Below are 24,720 nucleotides of genomic sequence, written 5' to 3'. Positions count from 1 at the left end.
CGATGCATGCAGTTCAGTCCGCATGAAGGCAAGGCCCTGGTTCGCGAAGGCGAGCCAGGGCCGGAAATCTCAGCGCTGGACCAGATTGACCGCGGAAGACTTGCCGCGACGATCGATCTCGATTTCGAATTCGATCTGGTCGCCTTCGTAGAGGCCGGACAGACCGGAACGCTCGACGGCGCTGATGTGCACGAAGGCGTCGGGCTGGCCGTCCTCACGCGTGATGAAGCCGAAGCCCTTGGTCGCGTTGAAGAACTTCACGGTGCCGTTGGTCCGTTCACCAGTCGACTGGCGCTGCGCAGGTGCGGATTCGCGCCTCGTGGCAACGATCACTTCGCCGACGATCGACAGATTGGTCGCAGAAACCTTGCCGCCACGATCGACCAGCTGGAACGCAAGCTGCTGGCCTTCGGCAAGCGTCGTAAGACCGGCATCCTGTACGGCACTGATGTGCACGAACGCATCGTCGCCACCGTCTTCGCGCTGGATAAAGCCGAAGCCCTTATCCGGGTTGAAGAACTTCACCACGCCGCTTCCTTCGCCGATAACCTGCGCCGGCGCGCCGCCACGCGGTCCGCCAAAGCCACCGCGCGAGCCGCCGCCGAAACGATCGTTGCCGCCGAATCGATCGTTTCCACCGAATCGGTCGTTTCCGCCGAATCGATCATTTCCTCCGCCAAAACGATCGTTGCCGCCGAACCTGTCGCGGCCGTTACCGCGATTTCCTCTGTCAAAAGACATGAATAAAAACGTACCTTCACTGCGCTCGGAGAATTTTACCCGTACGCATGAACGCAGCACGCAGGGTGTCTGGACAGTCAATCTGATTTGACATGGCAGACCCCCTTATACCTCATAAAAATGGCATGTCCAAAGGTGGTTGTATCCGGAGCGGTTTGTGAGCATTACGGTAGGACACGATGTTCTGCACGAAAATTACAGCGCTGGACTCGGCTGTGCGGACGAATTTTTCCGAAATCTCAAAAATATCGAGCGGCAAAAGATCGCCGAAAGCAGGTTGCGCAGAACCCGGAGCGGTCGGCCTGTCGGTCGGAGTTGAATAAACTGGCGTTGCGGCAACAAGTGGCTGTCAAGCAGCGCCGGTCCTGTTCACGCCCACGCCGGAACAGGTGATCCTTGCGCCTGCACGACTATGTGATGATGGGGAATTCTTCCCTGCGGCGTTGACCGCGAGGCAAATTTCGAAGCAGACTTTGCCCTGATATTTGCGTGACGTTGAGGGGATGGAGTTGGACCGCTGGCAATCCATGAGGATCTTTGCCCGGGTGGCAGAGACAGCCAGCTTTGCAGAAGCAGCGCGCCAGATGCACCTCAGTCCCCCCGCCGTTACCCGGGCGGTCTCCGCGCTCGAGGAGCAGATCGGCGTCAGGTTGCTCACCCGAACGACGCGCTCGGTCAAGTTGACCGAGGCCGGGCAGCGTTATTTCGAAGACTGCCGCCGCATCCTTGCCGACATTGCGGAAGCCGAAGCCTCCGCAGCCGGGTCGCACGGCAATCCCACCGGTTCGCTGACCGTTACGGGGCCGGTCATGTTCGGGCGGATGCATGTGCTGCCGATCCTGCTCGAATACCTCGATTGCTTTCCCAACGTGACCGGACAGACCCTGTTCGTCGATCGCCCGGTGAACATCGTCGAGGAGGGCATCGATGTGGCCATCCGGATTGGCAATCTTCCCGCATCGGGCCTTAGTGCCACCCGGGTCGGCTGGGTCCACCGGACTGTCTGCGGAGCGCCTTCCTATTTCGAAAAGCATGGCATTCCTCGCAAGCCGGCCGAGCTTGCCGCGCACCGGGTCATCATGCCCACGGGAGCCTGGGTGTCGCCCGAATGGCACTTCGGTCCGGACGGCCGCACCAGCGTCACCGTTCATCCGCGCCTGCTCTGCAATACCAATGAGGCCGCCATTTCGGCAGCCGAACAGGGATGGGGCATTGCCCGCGTGTTGTCCTATCAGGTCGCCCCGGCGCTGGAGGAAGGGCGTCTGCAAGCGGTACTCGAAGACCATGCGGACAGCCCGATCCCCGTTCACGTGGTTCATGTCGAGGGGCGCCACGCTACCGCCAAGGTGCGGGCGTTCGTCGACCTGACCGTCGAGCGACTGCGGAACAACGCCGCGTTGCAATGATCGGGTTGTTCCATAATCAGGAATAATGACTTCCTGATTGAGCTGATTATCGCAGAAGTGCATAGGAATTACATCTTCCATCACAAGCTGATGCAGAGCGCGCAGCGGCGAACAAGGTGGAAGACATGACCAAGCGACTGATCCTTTCCCTGATGCTGGCGACTGCGGCAATCGCCGCGCCAGCATGTGTGATGGCAGCCTCCCCGCAGGACGCCGCGGCGACGAGTACCGCGCGGGTAACCGTCCACTACCGCACGGCGACCATCGACGGCGTGAAGATGGCCTACCGGGAAGCCGGTCCCGCGGATGGTCCGGTCGTGCTGCTGCTTCATGGTTTCCCCACCAGCTCGCACATGTTCCGCAACCTGATCCCGCTGCTGGCCGACCGCTATCACGTGATCGCCCCGGACTACCCCGGCTTCGGCCAGAGCGATGCGCCCGACCACAAGCAGTTCACATACAGCTTCGGCCATTATGCCGACATGGTGGATACATTGATGGCCCAGCTCGGTGCGCAGCGCTATGCTATGTACGTGATGGATTACGGCGCTCCGGTCGGTTACCGGCTGGCCATCAAGCACCCTGAGCGGGTGAGCGGTCTCATCGTCCAGAATGGCAATGCCTATGATGAAGGACTCGGCGCCTTCTGGGATCCGATCAAGGCATACTGGAAGACCGGGTCGGCCAAGGACCGCGAGGCACAGGCCTGGCTGGTGACGCAGAAGGCGACCATATTCCAGTACACCGACGGGGTCAGCGACTTGTCACGCATCAGCCCGGACAACTGGGTCCACGACCAGGCCTTGCTCGACCGGCCGGGCAACAAGGATATCCAGCTCGATCTGTTCTACGACTATCGCACGAATGTGCCGCTCTATCCGCAGTTCCAGCAGTTCTTCCGCGAGCGCAAGCCGCCGACGCTGATCGTCTGGGGCAGGAACGACAAGATCTTTCCCGAGCCGGGCGCTCACCCCTACTTGCGCGACTTGCCCGAGGCGGAACTCCACCTTCTCGACACCGGGCACTTCGCTCTCGAGGACAAGCTGGACGAGATGGCCCCGCTGATCCGCGATTTCCTCGACCGCAAGGTCGCGCCCCGCTGACCGGCCGGCCCGTGAAAGGGCTTCCCGACTGCAATATCGGAGACACATCATGTCTTACGGATTTCTGGATATCGCCATGACGCCCAGCGTCTGCGCGGCCCAGGCGGAAATGGGCGCGGACCGGCAATGGGCCCACTTCGAGGGGGATCGTGAGTTCGACCGCTTCACCAGGAACGAGGCCGCCTTCATCGCCGAGCGCGACAGCTTCTACATGGGGTCGGTATCCGAGGACGGCTGGCCCTATGTCCAGCATCGCGGCGGCCCGGCGGGGTTCCTCAAGATGGTGGACGACCGCACGCTCGCTTTCGCCGACTATCGCGGCAACCGCCAGTACATCAGCACCGGCAACCTCGCCGCCAACGACCGGGCCTGCCTGATCCTGATGGATTATCCCCGCCGAATGCGGCTCAAGATCTACGCCCATGTCGAGAAACTGTCGCTGGACGCCGATCCGGCTTTGACCGAACGCGTTCTGGATGCCGGTTACAAGGCCCGGCCGGAGCGGATTTTCCGGCTACGATTGGCGGCGTTCGACTGGAACTGCCCGCAGCACATCACTCCGCGCTTTACCGAACGGGAGATAGAGCAGGCGCTTGTACCTTTGCATGAGCGGATGGCCGAACTGGAGGCGGAAAACGCGGCGCTGCGCGGTCGGCTTGAAATGCAGGAAGGTAACGGGTGAGGCCGGGTCAGCTGTAACGGGCCGAAAGGCAATCGATTTGCGCCGATCTGCACAGCGAAAGCTGCTGGGATGTGAACCCCGAACCGTTATTCTTGCGTTGGAAATCGCGAGTAGCGACAAAGGGAGTGGGCAAGAGTGATCGTCCGGACGACTGCGGGAAAGATACGGGGCGCCGTCGAAGGCGAAGTCGTCTGGTTCAGGAGCGTGCCTTATGCTGCGCCGCCGGTAGGCCCGGCGCGCTTCGCCGAACCGCATGATCCTGCATCCTGGGACGGCATTCGCGATGCGCTTGCTCCCGGCCCGAATGCACCCCAGCGGGTCAAGGCGATCCCCGGCCTGGATGTGGCCGCGCTTGTGGGCGAGGGGTGGCGACGGGGCGACGATTACCTGACGCTCGATGTCTGCATGCCGGACGGGGACGACAATCAGCGCCGCCCCGTCATGGTGTTCATTCACGGCGGCGGCTTCGTGCTCGGCAGCAAGGATGCGCCGGTACAGGACGGTAGCAGCTTCGCGCGGGAGGGCATCGTCTTCATTGCCATCAACTATCGCCTCGGCGTCGAGGGTTTCCTGCCGATACCGGGCATTCCGACCAATCTCGGCCTGCGCGACATGCTTTTCGCGCTCGACTGGGTACAGCGCAATGTCGCAGCGTTTGGCGGCGATCCGGGCAATGTCACGGTCTTCGGCGAGTCCGCCGGGGGCATGGCCATCGCCGATCTGGTCGCCTCGCCGCTGGCCAGGGGGAAGTTCCGCCGCGCCATCGTCCAGAGCGGTCACGGCCGCATGACGCGGGACATCGACGTGGCGCAAAGGCTGGTCCGCAAGCTTGCCAAACTCCTGCGGATCACTCCGGACGAGGCGGGCTATCGCAGCGTCGAGCCGGGCGAGGCCCTGCTCGACGCTGCGGAGAAAGTCAGCCAGCCGTCCACGCGGCTGGACCTGCGCGATGCCGAGGGGCACGAGCCGGTCTTCGGGATCAGTCGCTTCGTGCCGGTCCACGGCGACGACGTACTGCCGATGAAGCCGCTTGATGCGCTGAAGGCCGGGGGCGGCGCCGAGGTCGATCTGCTGATCGGCACCAATGCCGAGGAAATGAACCTCTATTTCGTGCCGACCGGCCTCAGGGAGAAGATCGGGCGGCTGCTCGCCACTTACGTGTTCCACCGCGTCCATCCGCAGGCCCGCAAGCTGCTCAAGGCTTACGGCATGGGCGTGAAGGGCGTGAAGCCGGGCCATGCCTTCACCGATGCCGCGCATGATCTCGTGTTCCGCTGGCCCGCCCGGCGTTTTGCCGAGGAGCACCGGGGGCGCACCCATATGTACGAGTTCGAGTGGCGCTCTCCTTTGTTTGGCGGTCTCGGCGCGGCCCATGCCATGGAACTGCCGTTCGTTTTCGACACGCTGGCAAGCACGACCGGCCCTGAAGGGCTCTGCGGGGAAGCGCCGCCGCAGGAACTGGCAGACCGCATCCACCGCATCTGGGTGGACTTCGCCCGTGACGGTAGCCTGCCATGGCCGGAGTTCACCCGCGCGCATCGCGCCGTGTTCCAGCTCGAACGCGGCGAAGCGATCGAGGAGCCGCCGTTCCCGATCGCCCCGTTCCTGCCCTGAAGGACTTCCCATGTATCTCGACCGATTGAAGCTGGGCGGCCGCCGCGCACTCGTTACCGGCGGGGCAAGCGGCATCGGCCTTGCCTGCGTGGAGGCCCTGGCCGAGCTGGGCGCGCATGTCGTCATTGCCGATTTGTCCGAAACGGCGATCGAGACCGCCCGTGCGGCCCTGCGCGAGAAGGGTCATGCCTGCGAGGGCGTTGTCATGGACGTGACCGATTCCGCCCAAGTCACGCGGATCGCCGACGAACTCGGCGCGCTCGACGTGCTGGTGAACAATGCCGGGATCGCCCGCAGCGAGACGCCCGCAGAGGCGGTTGCGGACGAGCACTGGCTCAATGTCCTCGACGTGAACCTCAACGGCACCTTCTGGTGCGCCCGTGCCTTCGGGCGCCATATGCTGGAGGCCGGGCGAGGCTCCGTGGTCAATGTCGGCTCGATGAGCGGCTTCATCGTCAACCGGCCCCAGCCGCAGAGCTACTACAATGCCTCGAAGGCGGCGGTGCACCAGTTGACCCGCAGTCTCGCCGCCGAGTGGGCCGACCGCGGCGTGCGGGTAAATGCGGTTGCGCCGACCTATATCCGCACCCCGCTCAACGAGTTCGCGGACAAGCAGGGTGAGATGTACCGGCGCTGGATCGATTCCACGCCGATGGCGCGGCTGGGCGAAGTGGAAGAAGTGGCCTCGGTGGTCGCCTTCCTCGCCTCGGATGCGGCGAGTCTGATGACCGGCAGCATCGTGCTGGCCGATGGCGGCTATACCTGCTGGTAGGTGTTCGGTTGTCGTGGAGAGGCTCTGCTTCGGCCTGGTGTACGCCTGTTTCCATGTTCCTAACACCGATCGGCCAACACTTTGCGCCGATCGGCAAACTCGAAAAGACTCCCTAAGGACCTATAAGATAGGTTAGACCTGTCTTATAGGTTGATTGGCCGACTTGCCAGGCACTGACCTCGGCGAGCGACTGGAGGGAGGATCTATGAAACTCGGGATTTGCCTGTCTCTTGGTGCATCGTGGCTGGCTCTGGCCGCATCTCCGGCAGTTGCGCAGGACGCCGCCTCGCAGAAGGCTCCGGCTGCCGCAAGCGATGCGGGTTCGGCGGAAATCGTCGTCACCGCCCGCAAGCGCACCGAGACCCTGCTCGATGTGCCCGTCGCCGTGACTGCCGTTTCGGGCGACACCCTGGCCAAGCGCAACATCAATTCCGTGCGCGAGGCCGCCGTTCTCACGCCGGGTCTCAACATCAGCAGCGACGGGGCCGGGCGCGCCTTCGTTTCGATCCGCGGTGTCGGCGTCACCTTGGTCCAGTCGGTCCAGCCCGGCGTCGGCCTGTTCGTGGACGGCATCTATCGCCCCAACACCGCCTATCTCAACAACCCGCTGCTCGACGTCGAGCGGATCGAGGTGCTGCGCGGGCCGCAGGGCACGCTCTACGGCAAGAACACGCTGGGCGGCGCGATCAACGTCATTACCCGCCAGCCCGGCAACGAATTCGAGGCACGCGGGCAGGCGAGCTATGCCGGGCCGGACGATTCCTGGCTGGTCTCCGGTTCGGTCTCGGCGCCGATCGTCACCGACAAGCTCGCCGTCCGCGTCGGCGCCTCGCACCGCCAGCAGGACGGCTTCATCAACAACACCACGATCGGCGGCAAGTCGAACAGGTTCAATACGGACTCGGTCAGCGCCACGATCCGTGCCACCCCCAGCGAGAACCTGACGCTGGTGGTCAACGGCTATTACGACTGGGTGAAGGGCACCAATGTCCCTTATGCCCGCGTCACCGGCCCGACCGACTATGCGCGCACCAATCAGTTCAACACGCTCGGCACCACGACCTACAAGTATCGCGGCGTCAACGCCAAGGTCGAAAGCCCGATCGAGGCGATCAATACGACGGTCACGCTCCAGGCCGCCTACGACGCGCGCAACAGCAGCGCGCCCGATACCGACGGCGATTTCGGCCCGCTCAACATCGTGCGCCAGTCCTCCAGCGACAGCCTGCGGACCAAGACCGTGGAACTGCGCTTCGACACCAAGCTGAGCGACCAACTCTCCACGCTGTTCGGCCTGTTCTACAGCCGCGAGAGCACGCGCGCCGACCAGTCGACGCTGATCGTTCCCTTCGGTCTCACCAACAACAACAGCAACCGCACCAAGGCGGACACCTATGCGGCGTTCGGCACGGTGTTCTGGAAGCCCAACCCGGACTGGGAAGTGGCGCTGGGCCTGCGCTACGACCATGAGGATCGTTCCGCCAGTGGCGCGATCAACGCAGGCGCCGCGGGCAGCGTCGGCCTCAAGTCCAACCAGGTCGAGCCCCGCCTTTCGGTGACGCGCCACTGGACGCCGGAGCTGATGACTTATGCCTCGGTGGCGCGCGGCTATCGCGGCGGCGGGTTCAACGCGGTGACCGCGCCCGTCCGCAAGTACAAGGGCGACTCCGCCTGGACTTATGAAGTGGGCACCAAGTACGTTTCGGCGGACCGCAGCTTCACGCTCTCGGGCGATGTCTTCTACAACGACTACAAGAACTACATCGGCCTCAATTCGATCGCTCCCTCCTCGACCGGCGGGCTCGTCACCGTCGATCTCAATTCGGGCGATGTCGAAAGCTACGGCGCCGAACTGGAGTTCAGCTATCGACCGGTCGAGCAATGGACGCTTTCGGGCGGCGCCACGTACATGCATGCGCGACTGACCGACTCCTCGCAGTACACCGCCGTCACCGGGCGCACGCTGGCGACCGACCGGCTGACTTTCCAGCCGGACTGGATGTTCAACCTCTCCAGCGATTACGTCGTGCCGCTCGGGTCGGACAGCCTGACCTTCAACGCCAGCGTCAACGGCAAGGGCAGCCGCTCCGCCGCCAGTCTCAACCAGACGACGCCGACCATTCTCAAGAGCTACGTCCTGTTCAACGGCTCGATCACCTACCGCATGGAGAATGGTATCGAACTGTCGGTCTTCGGCAACAACCTGTTCAACAAGAAGTATTTCGACTCCTATATCGAGAAGACCACTCTCGCGCTGGCGGGACTTCCGGCATCGGACCTCGGCATCATCGGCGACTTGCGGCGCTACGGCGTGCGCGCGAGCTTCCGGTTCTGATCCGATGGGCGCGTCTCCTCCCCAACCGCCCCGCAAGCCCTTGCCGGAGGGCTTCCTCGAAGACTTGCGCACCGCTTTCGGCGAGCGCGTGGCCACGGGCGAGGCCGTCCGCAGCCAGCACGGCCAGAGCGAGGCGCATTTCGAGCCCGCGCTGCCGGACGCAGTGGTCTTCGCCCGCTCGACCGAGGATGTCGTGACGCTGGTACAGCTCTGCGTCGCGGCGGAGGTGCCGATCGTGGCCTATGGCGCCGGGACATCGATCGAGGGCAATGCCTTGCCGGTCTGCGGCGGCGTTACCGTCGATCTCAGCCAGATGGATGCGATCCTCGCCGTTCATGCCGAGGACTTCGACTGCACCGTGCAGGCCGGGGTGCGGCGCGAGCAGCTCAACGAGCACTTGCGCGATCAGGGACTGTTCTTTCCGATCGACCCCGGCGCCAATGCCACGATCGGCGGCATGGCGGCGACCCGCGCCTCGGGCACCAATGCGGTACGCTACGGCACGATGCGCGAGGCGATCCTGTCGCTGCGGGTGGTGACGCCGGACGGACGCGACATCCGCACTTCACGCCGGGCACGCAAGTCGGCGGCCGGCTACGACCTCACGCGGTTGATGATCGGCAGCGAGGGGACTCTGGGCATCATCACCGAAGTCACCTTGCGCCTCCACGCCATTCCCGAGGCGATCTCCTCGGCGGTGTGCAGCTTCGAAACGCTGGAAGGGGCGGTCGATACCGTCGTCCAGTCGATCCAGCTCGGGGTGCCGCTGGCGCGGGTGGAAATCCTCGACGACATGCAGATGAGGGCTGTCAACCGCTGGTCGAAGCTTGACTATCCGGAACTGACCACGCTGTTCTTCGAATTCCACGGTTCGAGCCGCTATGTCGAGGAGCAGGTCGAGACCGTGCGCGAGATCGCCGACATGAACGGCGGCAGCGTTTTCCGCTGGTCGAACCTGCCGGAGGAACGCTCGAAGCTCTGGAAGGCGCGGCACGAGGCTTATTACGCCGCCGTCAACTTGCGCCCCGGCGCGGTCGGCTGGGCCACCGATGTCTGCGTGCCGATCAGCCGCCTGGCCGAATGCATCACCGAGACCAAGCGCGACCTTCAGGCTTCCAGCGTGCCCGGCACGATCCTCGGCCATGTCGGAGACGGCAACTTCCATGTCGTTTTCTCGATGGACCCGAACGCGCCCGAGGAAATGGAAGAAGTCGAGGCGATCAATGCCCGACTCGTCGAGCGGGCGCTGGCGATGGACGGCACCTGCACCGGCGAGCACGGCATCGGCCTCGGCAAGCAGGACTGGCTGCTCGCCGAACTGGGCGAGGCGGTGGAGATGATGCGCCTCATCAAGCGGGCGCTCGATCCGCGCGACTTGTTCAATCCGGGCAAGATCTTCCCGTTCTCGGCCTGAGAACGCAGACGCCATGTTCCGCCGGGTGGGGCGGAACCGCCCGGTCGTCCTTGGTACCCCCCAGGCGACCGGGCGTCATATCGGGATTTCATCAATGACCAGCCTCACGCTCGAAGCACCCCGCGCGCCGCTCGCGTTCCGCCATCGGCTGCTGCCGCTGCTGATCCTGGCGCTGGCCATGGCGGGCGGGTTCACGATGATGGGCTCGTTCAGCATGGTGCAGGAAGGCGCCAAGGCGGAAATGGGGCTCAGCGATTATGCCCTCGGCCTCGTGCAGGGCGTATCCGCCGCCGTGCCGCTGGTGGTCTTCTCGATCCCCATCGGCATCCTCGTCGATCGCCGCAACCGGGTGCGCCTGCTGCTTCTGCTCGGGCTGGTCTGGACCGCCGGAACCCTGCTGACCGCCTTTGCACAGAACCTGGCGGTGCTGTTCCTCGCGCGAATGATGGCGGGCATCGGCACGACCGGCGCGCTGACTTGCGCCCTGTCGCTGACCGCCGACCTCTGTGCGCCCGAGCAGCGCGGCCGCGCCATGCTGGTGGTGACGCTGGGCAAGTGCCTCGGCCAAGCCGGGGCCTTCGCGCTGGCGGGCTGGCTGCTGGGAGCGCTGCTCCATGCGCCTGTCGCGCTGACGCAGGGGCTGGCACCGTGGCGCGGCACCCATGTCCTGCTCGCCGCGATCAGCCTTTGCCTGATCCTGCCGCTGCTGGCGATGCGCGAACCCGAGCGCCGGGAAGTGGAAGCGAGCATCCATGCGCCGTTCCGGGTCGTCGTCCAGGAACTCTGGGCCCGGCGCGCCTTCCTGATCCCGTTGTTCGTCGGACAAGTGAGCGTCGTGATGGCCGATGCCGCCGCCAGCATCTGGGCCTCCCCGGTCCTGTCGCGCAGCTATGGTCTCGCACCGGAAGCTTTCGCCGGATGGATGGGCGCGCTGATCTTCTCGGCCGGCGTGCTGGGGTCGATCCTCGGCGGGCTGGCTGCCGATCTCGGCCAGAAGACCGGGCGCAGGGGCGGCCTGCTGATCGGCGCGGTCCTGGCCGCTGCGGCAGGCGTGCCGGCGGCGCTGTTCCCGATCGCGCCGAGCGTGCCGCTATTTGCAGTAGCGGTCGGCCTGCTGATGTTCTGCGGTACGATCACCGGCCTCGTGACGTCGGTAGCCCTGACCGTACTGATCCCCAACGAGCTACGCGGCCTGTGCATCGGCGCCTTCATCGCGCTGGCAGGACTGGTCGGCTTCGGCGTGGCGCCGTCGCTGGTCGCCTGGGTCAGCGGCCTGCTCGGCGGCGAGGCACATCTTGGACAGGGGCTGGCGATCGTCGGAACGGCGGTGGGCCTGGTGTCGGTCGCGGCGTTCCTGCAGGCGATGCGCCGGGCGCCTGGATCCGCAACCCTGGAACCTATCTGATAGCTCTTGCGAAAGCTGTCAGATAGGTTATTCTCGGCGCAGGAGAGGAGGGGCCATGACAAAACAATCCCCCATGACCGCGATCGACGTATCGCCCGAGATGATCAGCCTGGTCGGCGAGGGGCCTTTGCCTTCGTTCGATCCGCCGCCCGTGCCCGTGGCCTTCGTGATGACTTTCGGATCGGTCGGCATCCCCGCGACTTTGCGCTATTTCGCGGCGCCCGATCGGCAGGCGCTTGATGAAGCGCTTGGCACCGGAAGGGAGGAGCAGGTGATCCTGCTCGTCGCGCGCGCGGCTTGCGAACGGATACTCGGCGATGCGGCACTGCCCGGCGACGGTACGGTTCATCACCTCCCCGCCGCCCTGCGCGCGATTGCCCTGGCCATCCGCGATTGCGACCTGCCGGAGATGGCGCGTACGCCCTATCGGCTTGCCAAGAGCATCGAACTGCTCTGCGATATCCTGCGCGCGCAGGGGCAGGGCGATCTCGTACCCGTCAGCCAGGACCGCGTGATGTCCAGCGCCGATACGCGCCGGTTGCTCGCCGCGCGCCGGATCATCGATGAGCGCTGGTCGGAAAAGCTCACGCTCGACATGATCGCGCGCGCCGCGGGCCTCAACCGCGCCAAGCTCACGCGCGGTTTTCGCGAGCTGTTCGACTGCAGCGTGGCCGATGCCATCGCCGAACAACGCCTGCGCGAGGCGGGGCAGATGCTGCTTTCGACCGACCTGCCGGTATCCTCGATCGGTTATCGCTGCGGTTATCTCAACAATGCGAGCTTCACCCGCGCCTTCGCCCGCAAGTTCGGGCAGGCACCGACTCATTATCGCGCAGGAAGATTGGCGGCATGACGGCAAGAACGATGGAAGGGCGGGGCGGAGACGGCGGCTCGCTGGTCGAACAGGCGGTGCAGGCCGTACGCGGCTACATCCGTTCGAACGACCTCAAGGTGGGCGATACGCTTCCGGGCGAGGGGCAGTTCGCCGCTGACCTCAGGGTCAGCCGCGCGGTCATGCGCGAGGCGTTCGGTGCGCTCGCGGCCTTGCGCCTGATCGACGTCGGCAATGGTCGCCGCCCGCGCGTGGGCGCCATCGACGGCTCGGTGATCGGGACCTCGCTCGATCACGCGGTGGCTACCTCGCAGATCAGCGTGGCCGAAGTCTGGGACGTGCGCCGCACCGTGGAAGTCCGTATTGCTGCTCTCGCGGCCGAGAAGCGCAGCGATCTTCAGGCCGGGCAGATTCTGGCGCTCGCCGAATCCATGGCTAGGGCGGATGGTGACATGGAGCAGATCACCGCTTTCGATACCGCTTTCCATCAAGTTATCGCCGCCGCCTCGGGCAATTTCCTGTTCAGCCAGATCGTGCGCTCGTTCGAGCCGCAGATGGAATTCGCCGTGCCCCGTGCCTGGGAGACCCGCCAGACCGATGAAGAGAAAGCGGCCATTCTAGCGCTCCATCGCCGTATCGCTCAGTCCATCGCCGATCGCGATCCGCAAGAGGCTGCCGCTGCCATGACCGCTCATTTCGACGCCTCGATCGGCGACCTGCTGCTGCACGCCCGGGGCTGAGGGGGAGGCGACCACAGGCTTCAGCTTTTTCGAAATTGAAGGCGGGGGGCTGTGATTGAAGTTTCCTGTTTGAAGGTTCGGGGGCCAGCATGACCGGAGGATTGGCCCGCGATCAACTCGCTGGAGCAGCAGGTCGAACTCGATTTGGGACAGGGTCCCCGCGTGCCAATGCTCGCCAGGGATCACGTAAGTGAACTTTCCTGTTGTCCGGAGATCGCGCGTCTATCGAGAGGGGCTGAAGCTTCTTCAAAGCCTGATGCTTCTAAGGTATCGTTTTCGACTGACCCTGGCTTGCTGAAACTTCGTTTTCACGCGATGACCTGTCACATGTCAACGTCAGCCACCCAGCGCGCTGGCCGTGTCTCCGCAAAAGGGGAAGCGACACGGCATCTTATCCTGGATGCATGCGAAGTGCTCTTCGCGCAAAGCGGTTACCTCGGAACCTCCTTGCGCGATATTGCCGCGCAGGCGGGGGTTCGGATGGGTGTGGTCCATTATCATTTCGGCAATAAGCACCTTATTCTCGACGCGGCGCTGGAGCGCAAGTTGCCGGTCTTGCGGGCCAGGATCTCAACGAGCTTCGAGAATGCAGAGTCCGATGGACACACGTTCGGCCCGCAAGAGATCGTAACGGCCTTCATCCTTCCCTTTCTTAGCGCATCTTCGCGTGAAGAGGACCCACTGCGCAATTACATCGTCATGACCTCTCACCTGATGAGCGCCTATCGGATGCCGGAGCTGCGGCCGAGCCTGGCCAAACTTGGGGTCATTTCCGAAATGCTCACGGACAGGCTGCGGGTTCATCTTCCGAAAATCGCGGAAAGCGACCTTCTCGCCGCTGTCTATCTGATCGAGGCGGCTTTGATCTTCATGGTGCAAGATCCTGGATTTCTGGACGATTTGACTGACGGCCACTTCTCCGCCGGGAACCTTGAGGGCATTGCCCATCCGGCCTTGCGCTTTTTTACGGCAGGTCTTGTCGGCTTGCAGGCCTGATTGTTTTAATAGGTCGGTCGATCGACCAAATTTGTTATCTTCCCCTCCATGGACGACATCGAACCTCGGTAAATCGATGCGCAAGGTGAGAGGCGCCGACCGTGGTCCCCGACAGGCGGCCGGGCCGGATCGGGCAAATGCGGGAAGGAAAACGAGATGGGTAGCCAGGGTATCCTTGCGCCTGCAATCGACGGACGCGACGCTGCGAACCTCAGGGGCGACCCGATCACGGGGGATCGCTACACCTCCACCGATTTCATGAAGCGGGAATGGGACCACATGTGGACCCGCATCTGGCACGTTGCCGGACGAACTGCCGAACTGGAAGAACCGGGCGACTACGTGGTGCATGACTTCATGAACGAGTCCGTGTTTTGCGTCCTTCAGGATGACGGCTCGATAAAGGCTTTCTACAACGTGTGCGGCCACCGTGGCCAACGACTGGTTTGGAATGCCAGTTCGCAGGACACCTTTCAGTGCCCTTACCACGGCTGGGTCTGGGGCAAGGACGGTGTACTGGCGCGTGCGCAGGATCCGGAGGATTTTCCTCAGGGCAATCCCTGCGGAAAGTTGAAGCTGAAGGAGCTGCGCTGCGCAACCTGGGGCGGCTTCGTCTGGTACACGATGGACGAGGACGCGCCCGAACTATTGGATTTCCTGGCGCCCATGCCGGAACTCTACCGTAATTACCCCATGGATACGGCCGTGCGCGTGTTCTGGATGAAGATAGATCTGAACACCAACTGGAAATTCGCCACGGACAACTTCTCGGAGAGTTATCACACCCGTACCGCACATCCACAAGTGCCGCCATGGATTGACCAGGACGTCGATACCGCCAGGCACGAGATGTGGCCGGGGGGGCACGGTCGCACCGTGCAGCCCATGCGGCCTTCGCTTTCCGACCGCTTGCCTGAGGGGGTGGACCACCCTTTCGATACCATCCTGCGAGCCTGGGATATCGACCCGGACACCTATCCCGATTTCGAAACGAAGGCGATGCAGGGCTGGTTGGACCTCAAGGCCGCCAAGAAGCGGCTCTGGAAGGAGCGCGGCTACGTTCACTACGAGCATATGGACGACGAGGAGATCACCGACAGCCCACACACGGTGATCTTTCCGAATGTCACCATCAGTTTCCTGCCTGACAACCTCGTGTTCTTCAGGACCGAGCCGCATCCGACCGATCCGAACAAATGCACTTTCGACTTGTGGTGCATGGCCTTTCCCGTCGCAGGGCAGACCATGGTGGACTCGGTCATGGCCGGGCCACAGCCCCTTCGTGAGGCCGAGTTGCAGCACCGCGCCTTCGACAACGGCCGCGGCGTACCGGAGATCAAGGATCAGATCGTCTATCAGGACATGCTCTTGGCCGAAGGGCAGCAACGCGGGATGCATTCGCGCGGCTATCTGGACGCTTACCTTGCAGGGCAGGAGACCCGCGTGCGGTTCTTCCACGAAGTCTTGAACGACTATCTGGAAGGCCGCCGGTAAATAGGCGTCCCTAATCGTCGATATGATTTTACAGGAAAACGTAAAGACAAATTTCGAATAATAAAATAACATGAATTGGGAGAAGGAAGATGAAGAACTGGCTTGATGCAAGTTCACGCCTCGCCCTTGCTGTCGGTGCTGCGATGCTGTCGCAGACCGCCTTCGCGCAGGAGAATGCGGACATCCCGCAGTCTGCCGACACTCAGGCGGTCGGCATTCAGGAAATCGTCGTCACCGCGCAGAAGAAGTCCGAAAACCTCCAGGATGTGCCGATTTCCATCACCGCCGTCGGCGGCGATGCCCTGGCCAGTACGCAGGGCACTTCGCTCCAGGCGTTACAAGGCCAGATTCCCAACGTCCAGATCGACAACTTTGCCAACACACCGCAGAGCGCCGTCTTCACCGTCCGCGGGATCGGCGTGATCGAGCCCGATCCCTATGCCGGCAACACGGTATCGATCGTGGTCGATGGTGTGCCGCAGTTCTTTTCGATGGGCGCACTTCTCGATCTCTACGACGTGGATCGCATCGAAGTACTGCGCGGCCCCCAAGGGACCTTGTTCGGTGCCAATACGACGGGCGGCGTCATCAACGTAGTCACCGCTCAGCCTACCGGCGAGTTCGGCGGTCACGTCAAGGCGGTTTACGGCAATTACAACCGCATGGATCTGACCGGCTCGATCGAGGCGCCGCTGGTGAAGGACGTGCTCTCCCTCAAGGTCGCGGGCATTCATACGCAGCGCAAGGGCTGGGTGACGAACGTGGTGGACGGCTCCGATCTCGGCCGCAAGAACCTGGACGCGGTGCGCGCCTATTTGCGCTTCACGCCCAGCGCCAATTTCGATGCAACGCTCCAGGGCGAATACGTCAATGCGCGCAACGGCTCGCCCATCGTCATAAACGGCGCCAGGCCAGGTGAAGTGCTCTACGTGGCACCCGGCACCGAGGGCATGTACGTCAGTCCCTGCGCCACCACCGGCATGTGTGTCGCGCCCGATAAGTATTTCGGCGCCAACAATTCCGTTCCCGACCAGAGCAACATGGACACTTACTCCGGCACTCTGACGATGAACTGGCGCAATACCGGCCTGGGGGACTGGACTGCGATCACCGGCTACAAGCGCTTCAAACTTCGCGAATATACCGACCAGGACGGAACGCCGTTGTTTCTCAACGATACCTATCGCCGTACGGTCGGCTGGCAGTTCAGCCAGGAACTGCGTACCAATCTGGAACTGTCGGACACTCTGAACGTCCTCGTCGGCGGTTTCTACCTCAAGAACCATTACGACCACGTGCAGGCCTACCGCTTGCAATTCGCGGCGCCTGGCCTGCTTCAGACCAACCTTCAGGATCAGGACAACTATTCGCTCTCCGGCTTCGCGCAGGCCTATTGGCAAGCGACCGACCGCCTCAAGTTCCAGGCCGGTATACGCTATACTCATGAAAGGACGCGATCGGCGCCGAGCCTCATCACCAGTATCGGCGATCCGGCGGGCTCCAACTACACCGGCGAGGGCAATACCGTCATCGACAGCTTCACCGTCGGCGGCAGCAAGAGCTGGGACAATATCGGCTGGAAGCTCGGCGCCGACTACGAGATCGCCGATGATACCTTGCTTTACGCAAGCTGGGCGAGGGGCTTCAAGTCCGGCGGCTTCACGGCGCGTGTCGGCGTCCCCGCGGACGGTGAGAACCCCTACGATCCCGAGAAGGTGGATACCTTCGAGGCTGGCGTAAAGGCCGATCTGCTGGGTCGGCGCCTGCGCGTGAACCTTGCTGCGTTCTACACCAACTACCGCGACATGCAGGTGGCACAGATCTACTTCGACACGGACACCAATACCCAAGGCAACCGTATTCTCAACGCCGGCAAGTCCGAGATCAAGGGATTCGAACTGGAAACGACGGCCGCTCCCGTCGACGGCATGACCCTGCGCGCCTCGCTCGCCTACCTGGACGCCAAGTACAAGACGTTCCTTTATGGCGATCCGCTCTCAGGGCAGATCCTCGATCTGGAAGGCTATCGCCTTCAGAACGCGCCCAAGTGGAATGCCAGTTTCGGCGCGAACTTCGTGATCCCGCTGGGCGACGATGCGGACCTCGTCAGCGATGTCAGCTATACTTACACCAGTTCCAAGTACTACACGGCGATCCTGGACACGCCGCGATCGAAGATCCAGCCCACGCATCTCGTCGATGCGTCGCTGACCTACAAGCCCCATGGCGGCGCGTGGTCGATCGGCCTCTGGGCCACCAACTTGCTCGATTCCCGCTATCTTTCGACGGTCTACGACAGTCCGGGCTACGCCGGTCTCGCGGGCTATGCCCCGCCGCGGCAGTGGGGCGGCTCGGTAAGCTTCGATTTCTGATGATGCAGCGGCAAGGGAGAGCAGTATGAACCGTGTCGCGGGAAAAGTGGCACTGGTTACCGGCGGCGCTTCCGGTCTGGGAGCAGCGGATGCTCGGCTGCTGGCAGCGGAAGGGGCGAGCGTCGTCATCACCGACCTTCAGGCCGATCTCGGCCGAGAAGTCGCCGCTTCCATCCCCGGAGCGCTGTTCCTGGAGCATGACGTGCGTGACGAGCTTCAGTGGCAGGATGTTGTCGCGAAGACGCTCGCCCGGTTCGGCCGGCTCGATGTGCTGGTCAACAATGCCGGGCTGGTCCGCTTCGGGCATGTGGAGGAGTGCGAACTCGAAACCTTTCGGCTTCAGATGCAGGTCATGGTCGAAGGATGCTTCCTGGGCTGCAAGTCCGCTCTTCCCTACATGACGCGGCGAGCCGATGGGCCATGGGGCGGCTCCATTGTCAATGTCGCCTCGGTCGCAGCGCTAAAAGGGATCGCCGCGATACCGGCCTATAGTGCGGCGAAGGCAGGGATCATCGCGCTTACCCGCAGCGTTGCCGTGCATTGTCAGGAGCAGGGTTACGGCATCCGGGTCAATGCCATTGCGCCGGGAGCACATGACACGCCGATGACCCGGCAGGCGCTCGACCAATTGTCACAGGACGATGCCGGTCTCGATCAGGTCAATGCTCATGGGCAGGGCCGTCCCGAGGATGTCGCCAACCTGGTCCTGTTCCTTGCTTCGGAGGAATCGCGTCAGATCACCGGCACGCATATCGTTATCGACAATGGGGAGACGGTTCGATGAACGGCGCCGAAAACATCGGCTGGCTTGCGGATCGCCAGGAGATCGCGAACGTGCTCGCCTGTCATAGCCGAGGCGTGGACCGGGCGGATGCGGGTTTGCTGGCACGTTGCTACCACGACGACGCCACGGTGGATTATCGCTTCTTTGCCGGATCGGCATCCGAGTTCGCGACCATTCTCTCGGCGGCCCAACGAGCCGGTCCCGTCACGCTCCATCGAACCGCCCAGATGTGGATCGAGACGGACGGCGCACGGGCAAGCTCCGAAAGCTACGTCATGGCCTATGCATCCAGCGCGGGCGAGGAGGGACCGGCCACGCAGCACCTCATCTGCGGCCGTTACCTCGACCGGCACGAGAAGCGCTCGGGCCAGTGGCGCCTGACCCACCGCACATATGTGCTCGACACGAATTTGAATTGGCGCGGAGGCATGCCGCTGCCGGGCTTGGGCTCGCTCGATAGCCAGATGCCGGTGGGCGGACACGGCGCGGCCGATGCCGGGATCGCGCTGCTGACCCAGGCGCGAGCCAGGAACATGAGAAAGGGATCGGAGCCGATGACATATAGCGAACGGGAAATCGATGCGGTGATTTCACGTCAGCAGATCGCGGACCTCACCATGGCCTATTGCCGCGGCGTGGACCGCGCCGACGCGTCTTTGCTGGCGCAGGTCTTTCACGAGGATGCCACCATCGTGAGCGGCGCCTTCAATGGCAATGGCCGCGATTTCGCCTTGGAGATCTGCAGGCTGGTGGAGGAAGCCTACGAACAGACTTTCCATTCCATCGCCAACCAGTGGATCGAGGTTGAGGGCGATCGAGCCATCGGCGAAACCTATGTCATCGCAGTCTCCACCAGCCGCGGGGACGAACGAACGGACACGCTCACAGGTGGCCGGTACATCGATCGATATGAACGCCGCGGCGGGCAATGGGCAATCGCGGAGCGAACCTTCGTCCTCGACTGGGCGCGCCGCGAACCCAGCACGCGGGATATGACCGGGGGTATGTACGCGGCTCTCGATCTTCATGGTTCGCGAGGGCAGGGCGATCCGGTCTTTTCACTGAATAGTCATGGCGCAGTTTGAGCAGTGAACGGAGACAACCGAATAGATGCTGATCGCGTCCCGGGAGGTGGTGTAGCTGAGCGTTGAGGTGGTCACAGTGATTTTCGGATAGGTTTGGGTTGCGACACTCGAACCTGACGGAAGGAATCACGATGACCGATCCGATGATGCACCTGCGTTCGCTGGTAGAGAAGACCCCGGACGCGGATATTCTACGCGAGATGATCTCGTTTGCCGCCGAGCGGCTGATGGAGATGGAAGTCGGCGACCTGACCGGCGCTGGCTACGGCGAGAAGTCTCCGGACCGGCTTGTCCAGCGCAATGGCCATCGCGAGCGCGACTGGCAGACGCGAGCCGGTACTGTCGAGTTGCGCATCCCGAAGCTGCGCAAAGGCAGCTACTTTCCCGGTTTCCTCGAACCGCGTCGGATGGCAGAGCGGGCGCTGACCGCGGTGATCCAAGAAGCCTATATCCAAGGCATTTCCACTCGCTCGGTGGACGATTTGGTCAAAGCGCTTGGGATGGACGGCATCTCCAAGAGCCAAGCGAGCCGCCTATGTGAGGAACTCGACGAGCGGGTGCACGCCTTCCTGGATCGCCCGATCGAGGGCGACTGGCCGTATCTGTGGATCGATGCGACCTACGTGAAAGTCCGTCAGAACGGGCGGATCGTCTCGGTGGCGGTGATCGTCGCGGTAGGCGTGAACAGCGACGGTCGCCGCGAAGTGCTGGGTATGGACATCGGCGCCTCGGAAGCCGAGCCTTTCTGGACCGCCTTCCTGCGCAAGCTGACGCGCCGGGGGCTGCGCGGCGTCAAGCTGGTTATCTCCGACGCGCACGAAGGCATCAAGGCAGCCGTCTCCAAACTGCTCTGTGCCACGTGGCGGCGCTGCCGGGTTCACTTCATGCGCAATGCGCTGGCTCATGCCGGCAAAAGCGGCCGCAGGGTTGTCTCCGCCTTCATCGCCACCGCCTTTGCTCAGGAAACACCCGAGGCCGCCAGCCAGCAATGGCGTGCCGTGGCCGATCAGGTGCGACCCAAACTGCCCAAGCTGGCAAACCTGATGGATGAAGCCGAACCCGATGTGCTGGCCTACATGACCTTCCCGCGCGAGCACCGGGCCAAATTACACAGCACCAATCCCATCGAGCGCCTCAACGGCGAAATCAAACGCCGTACGGACGTCGTCGGCATCTTCCCCAATGAGGCTGCCATCACCCGTCTCATCGGCGCCATCCTCATGGAACAATCCGATGAATGGGCTGTCCAGCGTGTCCGATACATGACCCTTGAAACCATGGCACCGGTCAGCGACAATCCTATCACCATGCTCTCGGCAGTCCCAGGAGCATGAGCGGCCCAGACTGACGCCGAAAAGCGCGGCTTCTCGGCTTCAGCTATACCACGCCCCGGGACACGATCTAGATGCGGTTCGTCTAGATGGCGCGGTTGCGCTGATTACGGGGTTAGGTGTTTGGTCCCAGCATGTGATGGCTGGGTCTGGCGATAAATGTTTCTGGCTTTGATCCCCAGAGTAGGTGGATGGCTTCGAGGGGGGCTAAACTTCAAAGCCCTGAGCTGCTTGGCAAGGTTGTAGGTTATCAGCCAGTCTGCAACGTGTTGCCGCAGATCCGCTTATACGGTTTTTAGTATGTTATTGCCCAAGAAAAGCCGTGATTTCGAGGGGCTTAGTGAAGTCTTTAGTGGCAAAAGGGGGGCGCATTGGAAATTTTCCGCTTCAAACAGCCAGATCAATAGTTGCCGGCAAGACCGGACGTTGATCCGCGCAACTCAGAACGACCGGGTCTGGTCGGTACCTGCCGGAGTTGCGGACAGCCTGCGGCTGGGACCAAAGATTGACGGCTTAGCGGCCGAAAAGGCTCGAGCATACAAACAGGTTTACGCTCGAATTCTGGCCATTCCGGAGTCTCAGACGAACATCGCAAACCGGCCTTGTCCTGCAGTTGATGCGAGGGAACCGCCCTATCCCTAACGCCCGCGTGGCGGGTGTCCGGTACCCAATTTACGCAGCAGGAACTCAATCGCACCATGTGGAAGGCCGCCGGGAAGACGCCCGCAGATTAAGCCGCGCTAATTTTCGTTGTCGCCAGCAATTTTGCAAGCAGTTCGCTCAGTATCTCCTGCTCGCGCAGATCCAGGCCGCTGACAACGTTGTGCTGGTTGGCGACGTGCAGGGCGATGAGCGCGTCGATCAGGTTCAGCCCATCAGCCGTCAATGCCACCAGGGTTCCACGTTTGTCAGCGGGATTGGGGCGACGTTCGACGAGGCCAGCCTTCTCGAGCCGGTCAATCCGGTTGGTCATGCTGCCAGAGGAGATCATCGCCGCCTCGTAGAGATCGGTGGGCGTCAGCGCATGGGGGGCGCCGCTGCGCCGCAAGGTGGCCAGGACATCGAATTCTCCGGGCTGCAATCCATGCTCGGCAAAAAGCGGGTTTAGATGATCCCGTGCCGTCCTCAGCGCCGCCTCGGCCAATCGCCCCAGCAGGATCATCGGGCTGGTATCGAGGTCTGGTCGTTCTTGCGCCCATTGGCCTGCTGCCAACTCTGCCCTGTCCATCGTTGCTCCATGTATCTTGACGTCAAGACATTTGTCTCTACGTAGAGTTATATCAGAGGCAAGCCTTGCTGCAAGCACGGCCGCCTACCGGAGTAGCACTATGATCAGACCACCCGGTCGGCTGCTGTTTGCGGCCTTAATCCTGCTCGTCGGCATCAACCTGCGTCCCTCGCTTGCCGCGATCGGACCGCTATTGGACCAGATCCAACTCGACACGGGGATGGACGATATGCAGGCCAGTCTGCTGACCAGCGTACCGGTCCTACTCATGGGCCTGTGCCTGCTAGGCACCGGGCGGGTCCAGGCGATGCTGGGGCAGCGGGGCGGGGTAGCGGCCGGACTTGCGGCGCTCGTCCTCGCCGGGCTGATGCGCTGGCTGTGGCCAATAATTCCCGTCCTTCTGGCGAGCGCCGTGATCGGTGGCGTAGGCATTGCCGTGGTGCAGGCAATGATGCCGACGATCATCCGGCACCGCGCCGGTTCGCAAACAGCGATTTTGATGGGCTTATACTCCACCGCGATCATGGGCGGCGCGGCCTTGGCCAGCTTTACGGCGCCGCGCATCGCGCCTGCGCAGGGGTGGGCACTGGCAACGGGTATCTGGGCACTGCCCGCCCTCGTCGGCGCGGTTGCATGGTGGCGGGCGACGGGCAGCATGAATACAGGCGCGTCCGCGGAACCGGGAGGCGCGGTATCCAATTACCCCAGGAGCTGGCTGCTGCTGGCCTTCTTTGGCTTGGGTACCGGGGCCTATACGCTCGTCCTAGCCTGGTTGCCGCCGTATTATACGGGATTGGGCCTGTCCGCGCAGGACGCCGGCACGCTGTTGTCCGCTCTGACGCTTGCCGAAGTTGCCGCCGGTATCGGCGTCGCCATGGCGGTCGGGCGCTGTGCGGACAGGCGGCCGATCATGCTGCTGGCCATCGGCGCCCTGGTGGCCGGACTTCTGTGCCTTTCCCTCGCGCCGTTACCGTTGGCAGGATGCGCGGTATTGCTTTGTGGCCTTGGTATCGGCGCACTGTTCCCCCTCGGATTGATTGTCGCCATGGACCATGGCCGAGATGCTGCGGAAGCCGGACGGATCGCCGGTTTCGTGCAGGGCGGCGGCTACGTGCTGGCCGCGATCCTTCCCCTGATCGCGGGAATTCTGCGCCAGCATCTTTCCGATCTCACGCTTGCATGGTGGCTGATGGCCGCCCTGTGCCTCATTCTCGCGCTCATGGCCCTTCGACTGCGGCCCGGCGCACGCCTCTCCTGAACCCCCGAAAGGAAACACACATGGCCTTCTACTCCGTGCAGGGTCGCACAAATTACTATGTCGATATCGGGGAAGGACGTCCGGTGCTGCTGCTCCATGGCATCAGCAACTCAGGCCGGGCCTGGGCACCTCAGGTCCCCGAGCTGAAAGCCGCGGGCTACCGTGCAATCGTTCCGGACCATGCGGGGCACGGCGCTTCCGGCGCCCTTATGGCACCGTTCGGTGTGAAGGATCTGGCCGACGATACCGAAGCCCTGATCGCGCATTTGGGCTTGGACGAATTCGATCTCGTCGGCCTGTCGTTGGGGGGAATGGTGGCGCTTGAACTGGCGTTGCGCCATCCCCAGCGCGTTGGCCGTGTGATCGTGGCCAACAGCTTCGACCGGACCGCAACGCCCCAGTTCAAGGCCATGGCCGAAGGCTGGGCGAGGACGTTCGAACAGCCCCACGGCCCGGCCTTGCGACTGGAGCAGAACTGGCCGTCGCTGGTCTCTTCGGCGTTTCAGGAGTCAGCGGAGGGCCTAGGCACATGGCAGGTCTGGCACGGCATCGCGGCCAGCGCCGATGGCTCGTCGCTGGCGCATGTCGCGCGCGGCATTACGGATTTCGACCGCGCGAACGGCCTTGGGGAGCTTGCCATGCCCGTCCTGTTCATCGCCGGCGAATGGGATCGCATGTCTCCGCCCGGCCTCAGTCTCGCCATGGCCGAGCGTGTTCCCGACGGCATCTGTCAGGTGATCGCAGGTGCCGCGCACATTTCGAACGTGGACAGCGCCGACGAATTCTCACGCATCATGCTGCAATTTCTCGGCACCGCGAGGCCCGTTCAGTTTGAAGTGTGAAGCCCGGCTATCGAATGGATGTGGGCAATCGGACGGTAATGCAGGAGGCGCTGTTTTATAGCTCAGCCTGGAAGAGCATGTTCCCCAGAGCTATCTGTTGCGGGCGATAGACCGGTTTGTCGATCTCGGCGGCATCCGGGAGAAGCTGTGGACATTTTACAGCGAGACAGGCCGGCCCTCAATCGATCCGGAACTAATGATCCGGAGGCTGCTCATCGACTCTGGCGAGGCAGGCCTTCGGGCAGGGCATTGCCGATAATACTTCGCAATAGCCTTGGCGCATAAG

Annotated in this window: 20 protein-coding genes and 2 pseudogenes; 19 read left to right on the top strand and 3 right to left on the bottom strand. The window is 63.0% G+C overall.

Going from position 1 to position 24,720, the window contains the following annotated elements:
- Positions 1–69: 69 nt before the first annotated feature.
- On the bottom strand, positions 70–741 hold the full coding sequence (locus tag AC4D6D_RS11575; RefSeq protein WP_147215900.1) for a cold-shock protein: 672 nt from the start codon (positions 739–741) through the stop codon (positions 70–72).
- Positions 742–1,286: 545 nt separating this feature from the next.
- Between AC4D6D_RS11575 and AC4D6D_RS11570 the strand changes: the two genes are divergently transcribed.
- The 16 genes from AC4D6D_RS11570 to AC4D6D_RS11495 all read left to right on the top strand — a co-directional run bounded on the left by AC4D6D_RS11570 (position 1,287) and on the right by AC4D6D_RS11495 (position 21,109).
- A complete protein-coding gene (locus tag AC4D6D_RS11570; protein WP_491325396.1) occupies positions 1,287–2,147 on the top strand; it encodes a LysR family transcriptional regulator in 861 nt (286 codons plus the stop codon).
- A gap of 125 nt (positions 2,148–2,272) precedes the next feature.
- A complete protein-coding gene (locus tag AC4D6D_RS11565) occupies positions 2,273–3,250 on the top strand; it encodes an alpha/beta fold hydrolase (protein WP_491325395.1) in 978 nt (325 codons plus the stop codon).
- A gap of 49 nt (positions 3,251–3,299) precedes the next feature.
- Complete coding sequence (locus AC4D6D_RS11560) at positions 3,300–3,932, top strand: pyridoxamine 5'-phosphate oxidase family protein (RefSeq protein ID WP_491325394.1); 633 nt, start codon at positions 3,300–3,302, stop codon at positions 3,930–3,932.
- Between the two features lie 135 nt (positions 3,933–4,067).
- Positions 4,068–5,546 (top strand): carboxylesterase/lipase family protein, encoded by a 1,479-nt coding sequence (locus tag AC4D6D_RS11555; RefSeq protein WP_491325393.1) that lies wholly within the window; start codon positions 4,068–4,070, stop codon positions 5,544–5,546.
- Positions 5,547–5,556: 10 nt separating this feature from the next.
- Positions 5,557–6,318 (top strand): SDR family NAD(P)-dependent oxidoreductase, encoded by a 762-nt coding sequence (locus tag AC4D6D_RS11550; RefSeq protein WP_491325392.1) that lies wholly within the window; start codon positions 5,557–5,559, stop codon positions 6,316–6,318.
- Positions 6,319–6,523: 205 nt separating this feature from the next.
- Positions 6,524–8,653, top strand: a complete 2,130-nt coding sequence (locus AC4D6D_RS11545) for a TonB-dependent receptor (RefSeq protein ID WP_491325391.1) — start codon at positions 6,524–6,526, stop codon at positions 8,651–8,653.
- A gap of 4 nt (positions 8,654–8,657) precedes the next feature.
- Complete coding sequence (locus AC4D6D_RS11540) at positions 8,658–10,067, top strand: FAD-binding oxidoreductase (RefSeq protein ID WP_491325390.1); 1,410 nt, start codon at positions 8,658–8,660, stop codon at positions 10,065–10,067.
- Between the two features lie 94 nt (positions 10,068–10,161).
- A complete protein-coding gene (locus AC4D6D_RS11535; RefSeq protein ID WP_491325389.1) occupies positions 10,162–11,472 on the top strand; it encodes an MFS transporter in 1,311 nt (436 codons plus the stop codon).
- A 55-nt stretch (positions 11,473–11,527) separates the two neighbouring features.
- The gene (locus AC4D6D_RS11530; RefSeq protein ID WP_491325388.1) at positions 11,528–12,325 is read left to right on the top strand and encodes a helix-turn-helix domain-containing protein; all 798 of its coding nucleotides are present in this window, start codon (positions 11,528–11,530) and stop codon (positions 12,323–12,325) included.
- On the top strand, positions 12,322–13,044 hold the full coding sequence (locus AC4D6D_RS11525; protein ID WP_491325387.1) for a FadR/GntR family transcriptional regulator: 723 nt from the start codon (positions 12,322–12,324) through the stop codon (positions 13,042–13,044). The genes AC4D6D_RS11530 and AC4D6D_RS11525 overlap by 4 nt, the downstream gene beginning before the upstream one ends.
- Positions 13,045–13,371: 327 nt before the next feature.
- The gene (locus AC4D6D_RS11520; RefSeq protein ID WP_491325386.1) at positions 13,372–14,040 is read left to right on the top strand and encodes a TetR/AcrR family transcriptional regulator; all 669 of its coding nucleotides are present in this window, start codon (positions 13,372–13,374) and stop codon (positions 14,038–14,040) included.
- A 156-nt stretch (positions 14,041–14,196) separates the two neighbouring features.
- Entirely contained in the window at positions 14,197–15,534 is a 1,338-nt protein-coding gene (locus AC4D6D_RS11515; protein ID WP_491325385.1) for an aromatic ring-hydroxylating oxygenase subunit alpha, read from the top strand.
- 89 nt (positions 15,535–15,623) lie between these two features.
- On the top strand, positions 15,624–17,906 hold the full coding sequence (locus AC4D6D_RS11510) for a TonB-dependent receptor (RefSeq protein ID WP_491325384.1): 2,283 nt from the start codon (positions 15,624–15,626) through the stop codon (positions 17,904–17,906).
- A 25-nt stretch (positions 17,907–17,931) separates the two neighbouring features.
- On the top strand, positions 17,932–18,690 hold the full coding sequence (locus AC4D6D_RS11505) for an SDR family oxidoreductase (RefSeq protein ID WP_491325383.1): 759 nt from the start codon (positions 17,932–17,934) through the stop codon (positions 18,688–18,690).
- Positions 18,687–19,775, top strand: a complete 1,089-nt coding sequence (locus AC4D6D_RS11500; protein WP_491325382.1) for a nuclear transport factor 2 family protein — start codon at positions 18,687–18,689, stop codon at positions 19,773–19,775. Before AC4D6D_RS11505 ends, AC4D6D_RS11500 begins: the two co-directional genes overlap by 4 nt.
- A gap of 131 nt (positions 19,776–19,906) precedes the next feature.
- Complete coding sequence (locus AC4D6D_RS11495; protein ID WP_491325381.1) at positions 19,907–21,109, top strand: IS256 family transposase; 1,203 nt, start codon at positions 19,907–19,909, stop codon at positions 21,107–21,109.
- 112 nt (positions 21,110–21,221) lie between these two features.
- Here the strand turns inward: AC4D6D_RS11495 and AC4D6D_RS11490 are convergent.
- A pseudogene (locus tag AC4D6D_RS11490) lies at positions 21,222–21,387 on the bottom strand (IS481 family transposase); the annotation flags it as partial.
- Between the two features lie 449 nt (positions 21,388–21,836).
- Positions 21,837–22,334, bottom strand: a complete 498-nt coding sequence (locus AC4D6D_RS11485; protein ID WP_147215343.1) for a MarR family transcriptional regulator — start codon at positions 22,332–22,334, stop codon at positions 21,837–21,839.
- A 100-nt stretch (positions 22,335–22,434) separates the two neighbouring features.
- Between AC4D6D_RS11485 and AC4D6D_RS11480 the strand changes: the two genes are divergently transcribed.
- From AC4D6D_RS11480 to AC4D6D_RS11470, 3 genes and pseudogenes are all read left to right on the top strand, one after another.
- The gene (locus AC4D6D_RS11480; RefSeq protein ID WP_491325380.1) at positions 22,435–23,592 is read left to right on the top strand and encodes an MFS transporter; all 1,158 of its coding nucleotides are present in this window, start codon (positions 22,435–22,437) and stop codon (positions 23,590–23,592) included.
- A gap of 20 nt (positions 23,593–23,612) precedes the next feature.
- Positions 23,613–24,434: an alpha/beta fold hydrolase gene (locus AC4D6D_RS11475; protein WP_491325379.1), complete on the top strand. Its 822-nt coding sequence runs from the start codon at positions 23,613–23,615 to the stop codon at positions 24,432–24,434.
- A gap of 14 nt (positions 24,435–24,448) precedes the next feature.
- Positions 24,449–24,651: pseudogene (locus AC4D6D_RS11470) on the top strand (transposase); the annotation flags it as partial.
- Positions 24,652–24,720 lie beyond the last annotated feature (69 nt).

The organism is Novosphingobium sp. BF6, assembly GCF_058273105.1.
This window is presented reverse-complemented; position numbering and strand designations above follow the sequence as displayed.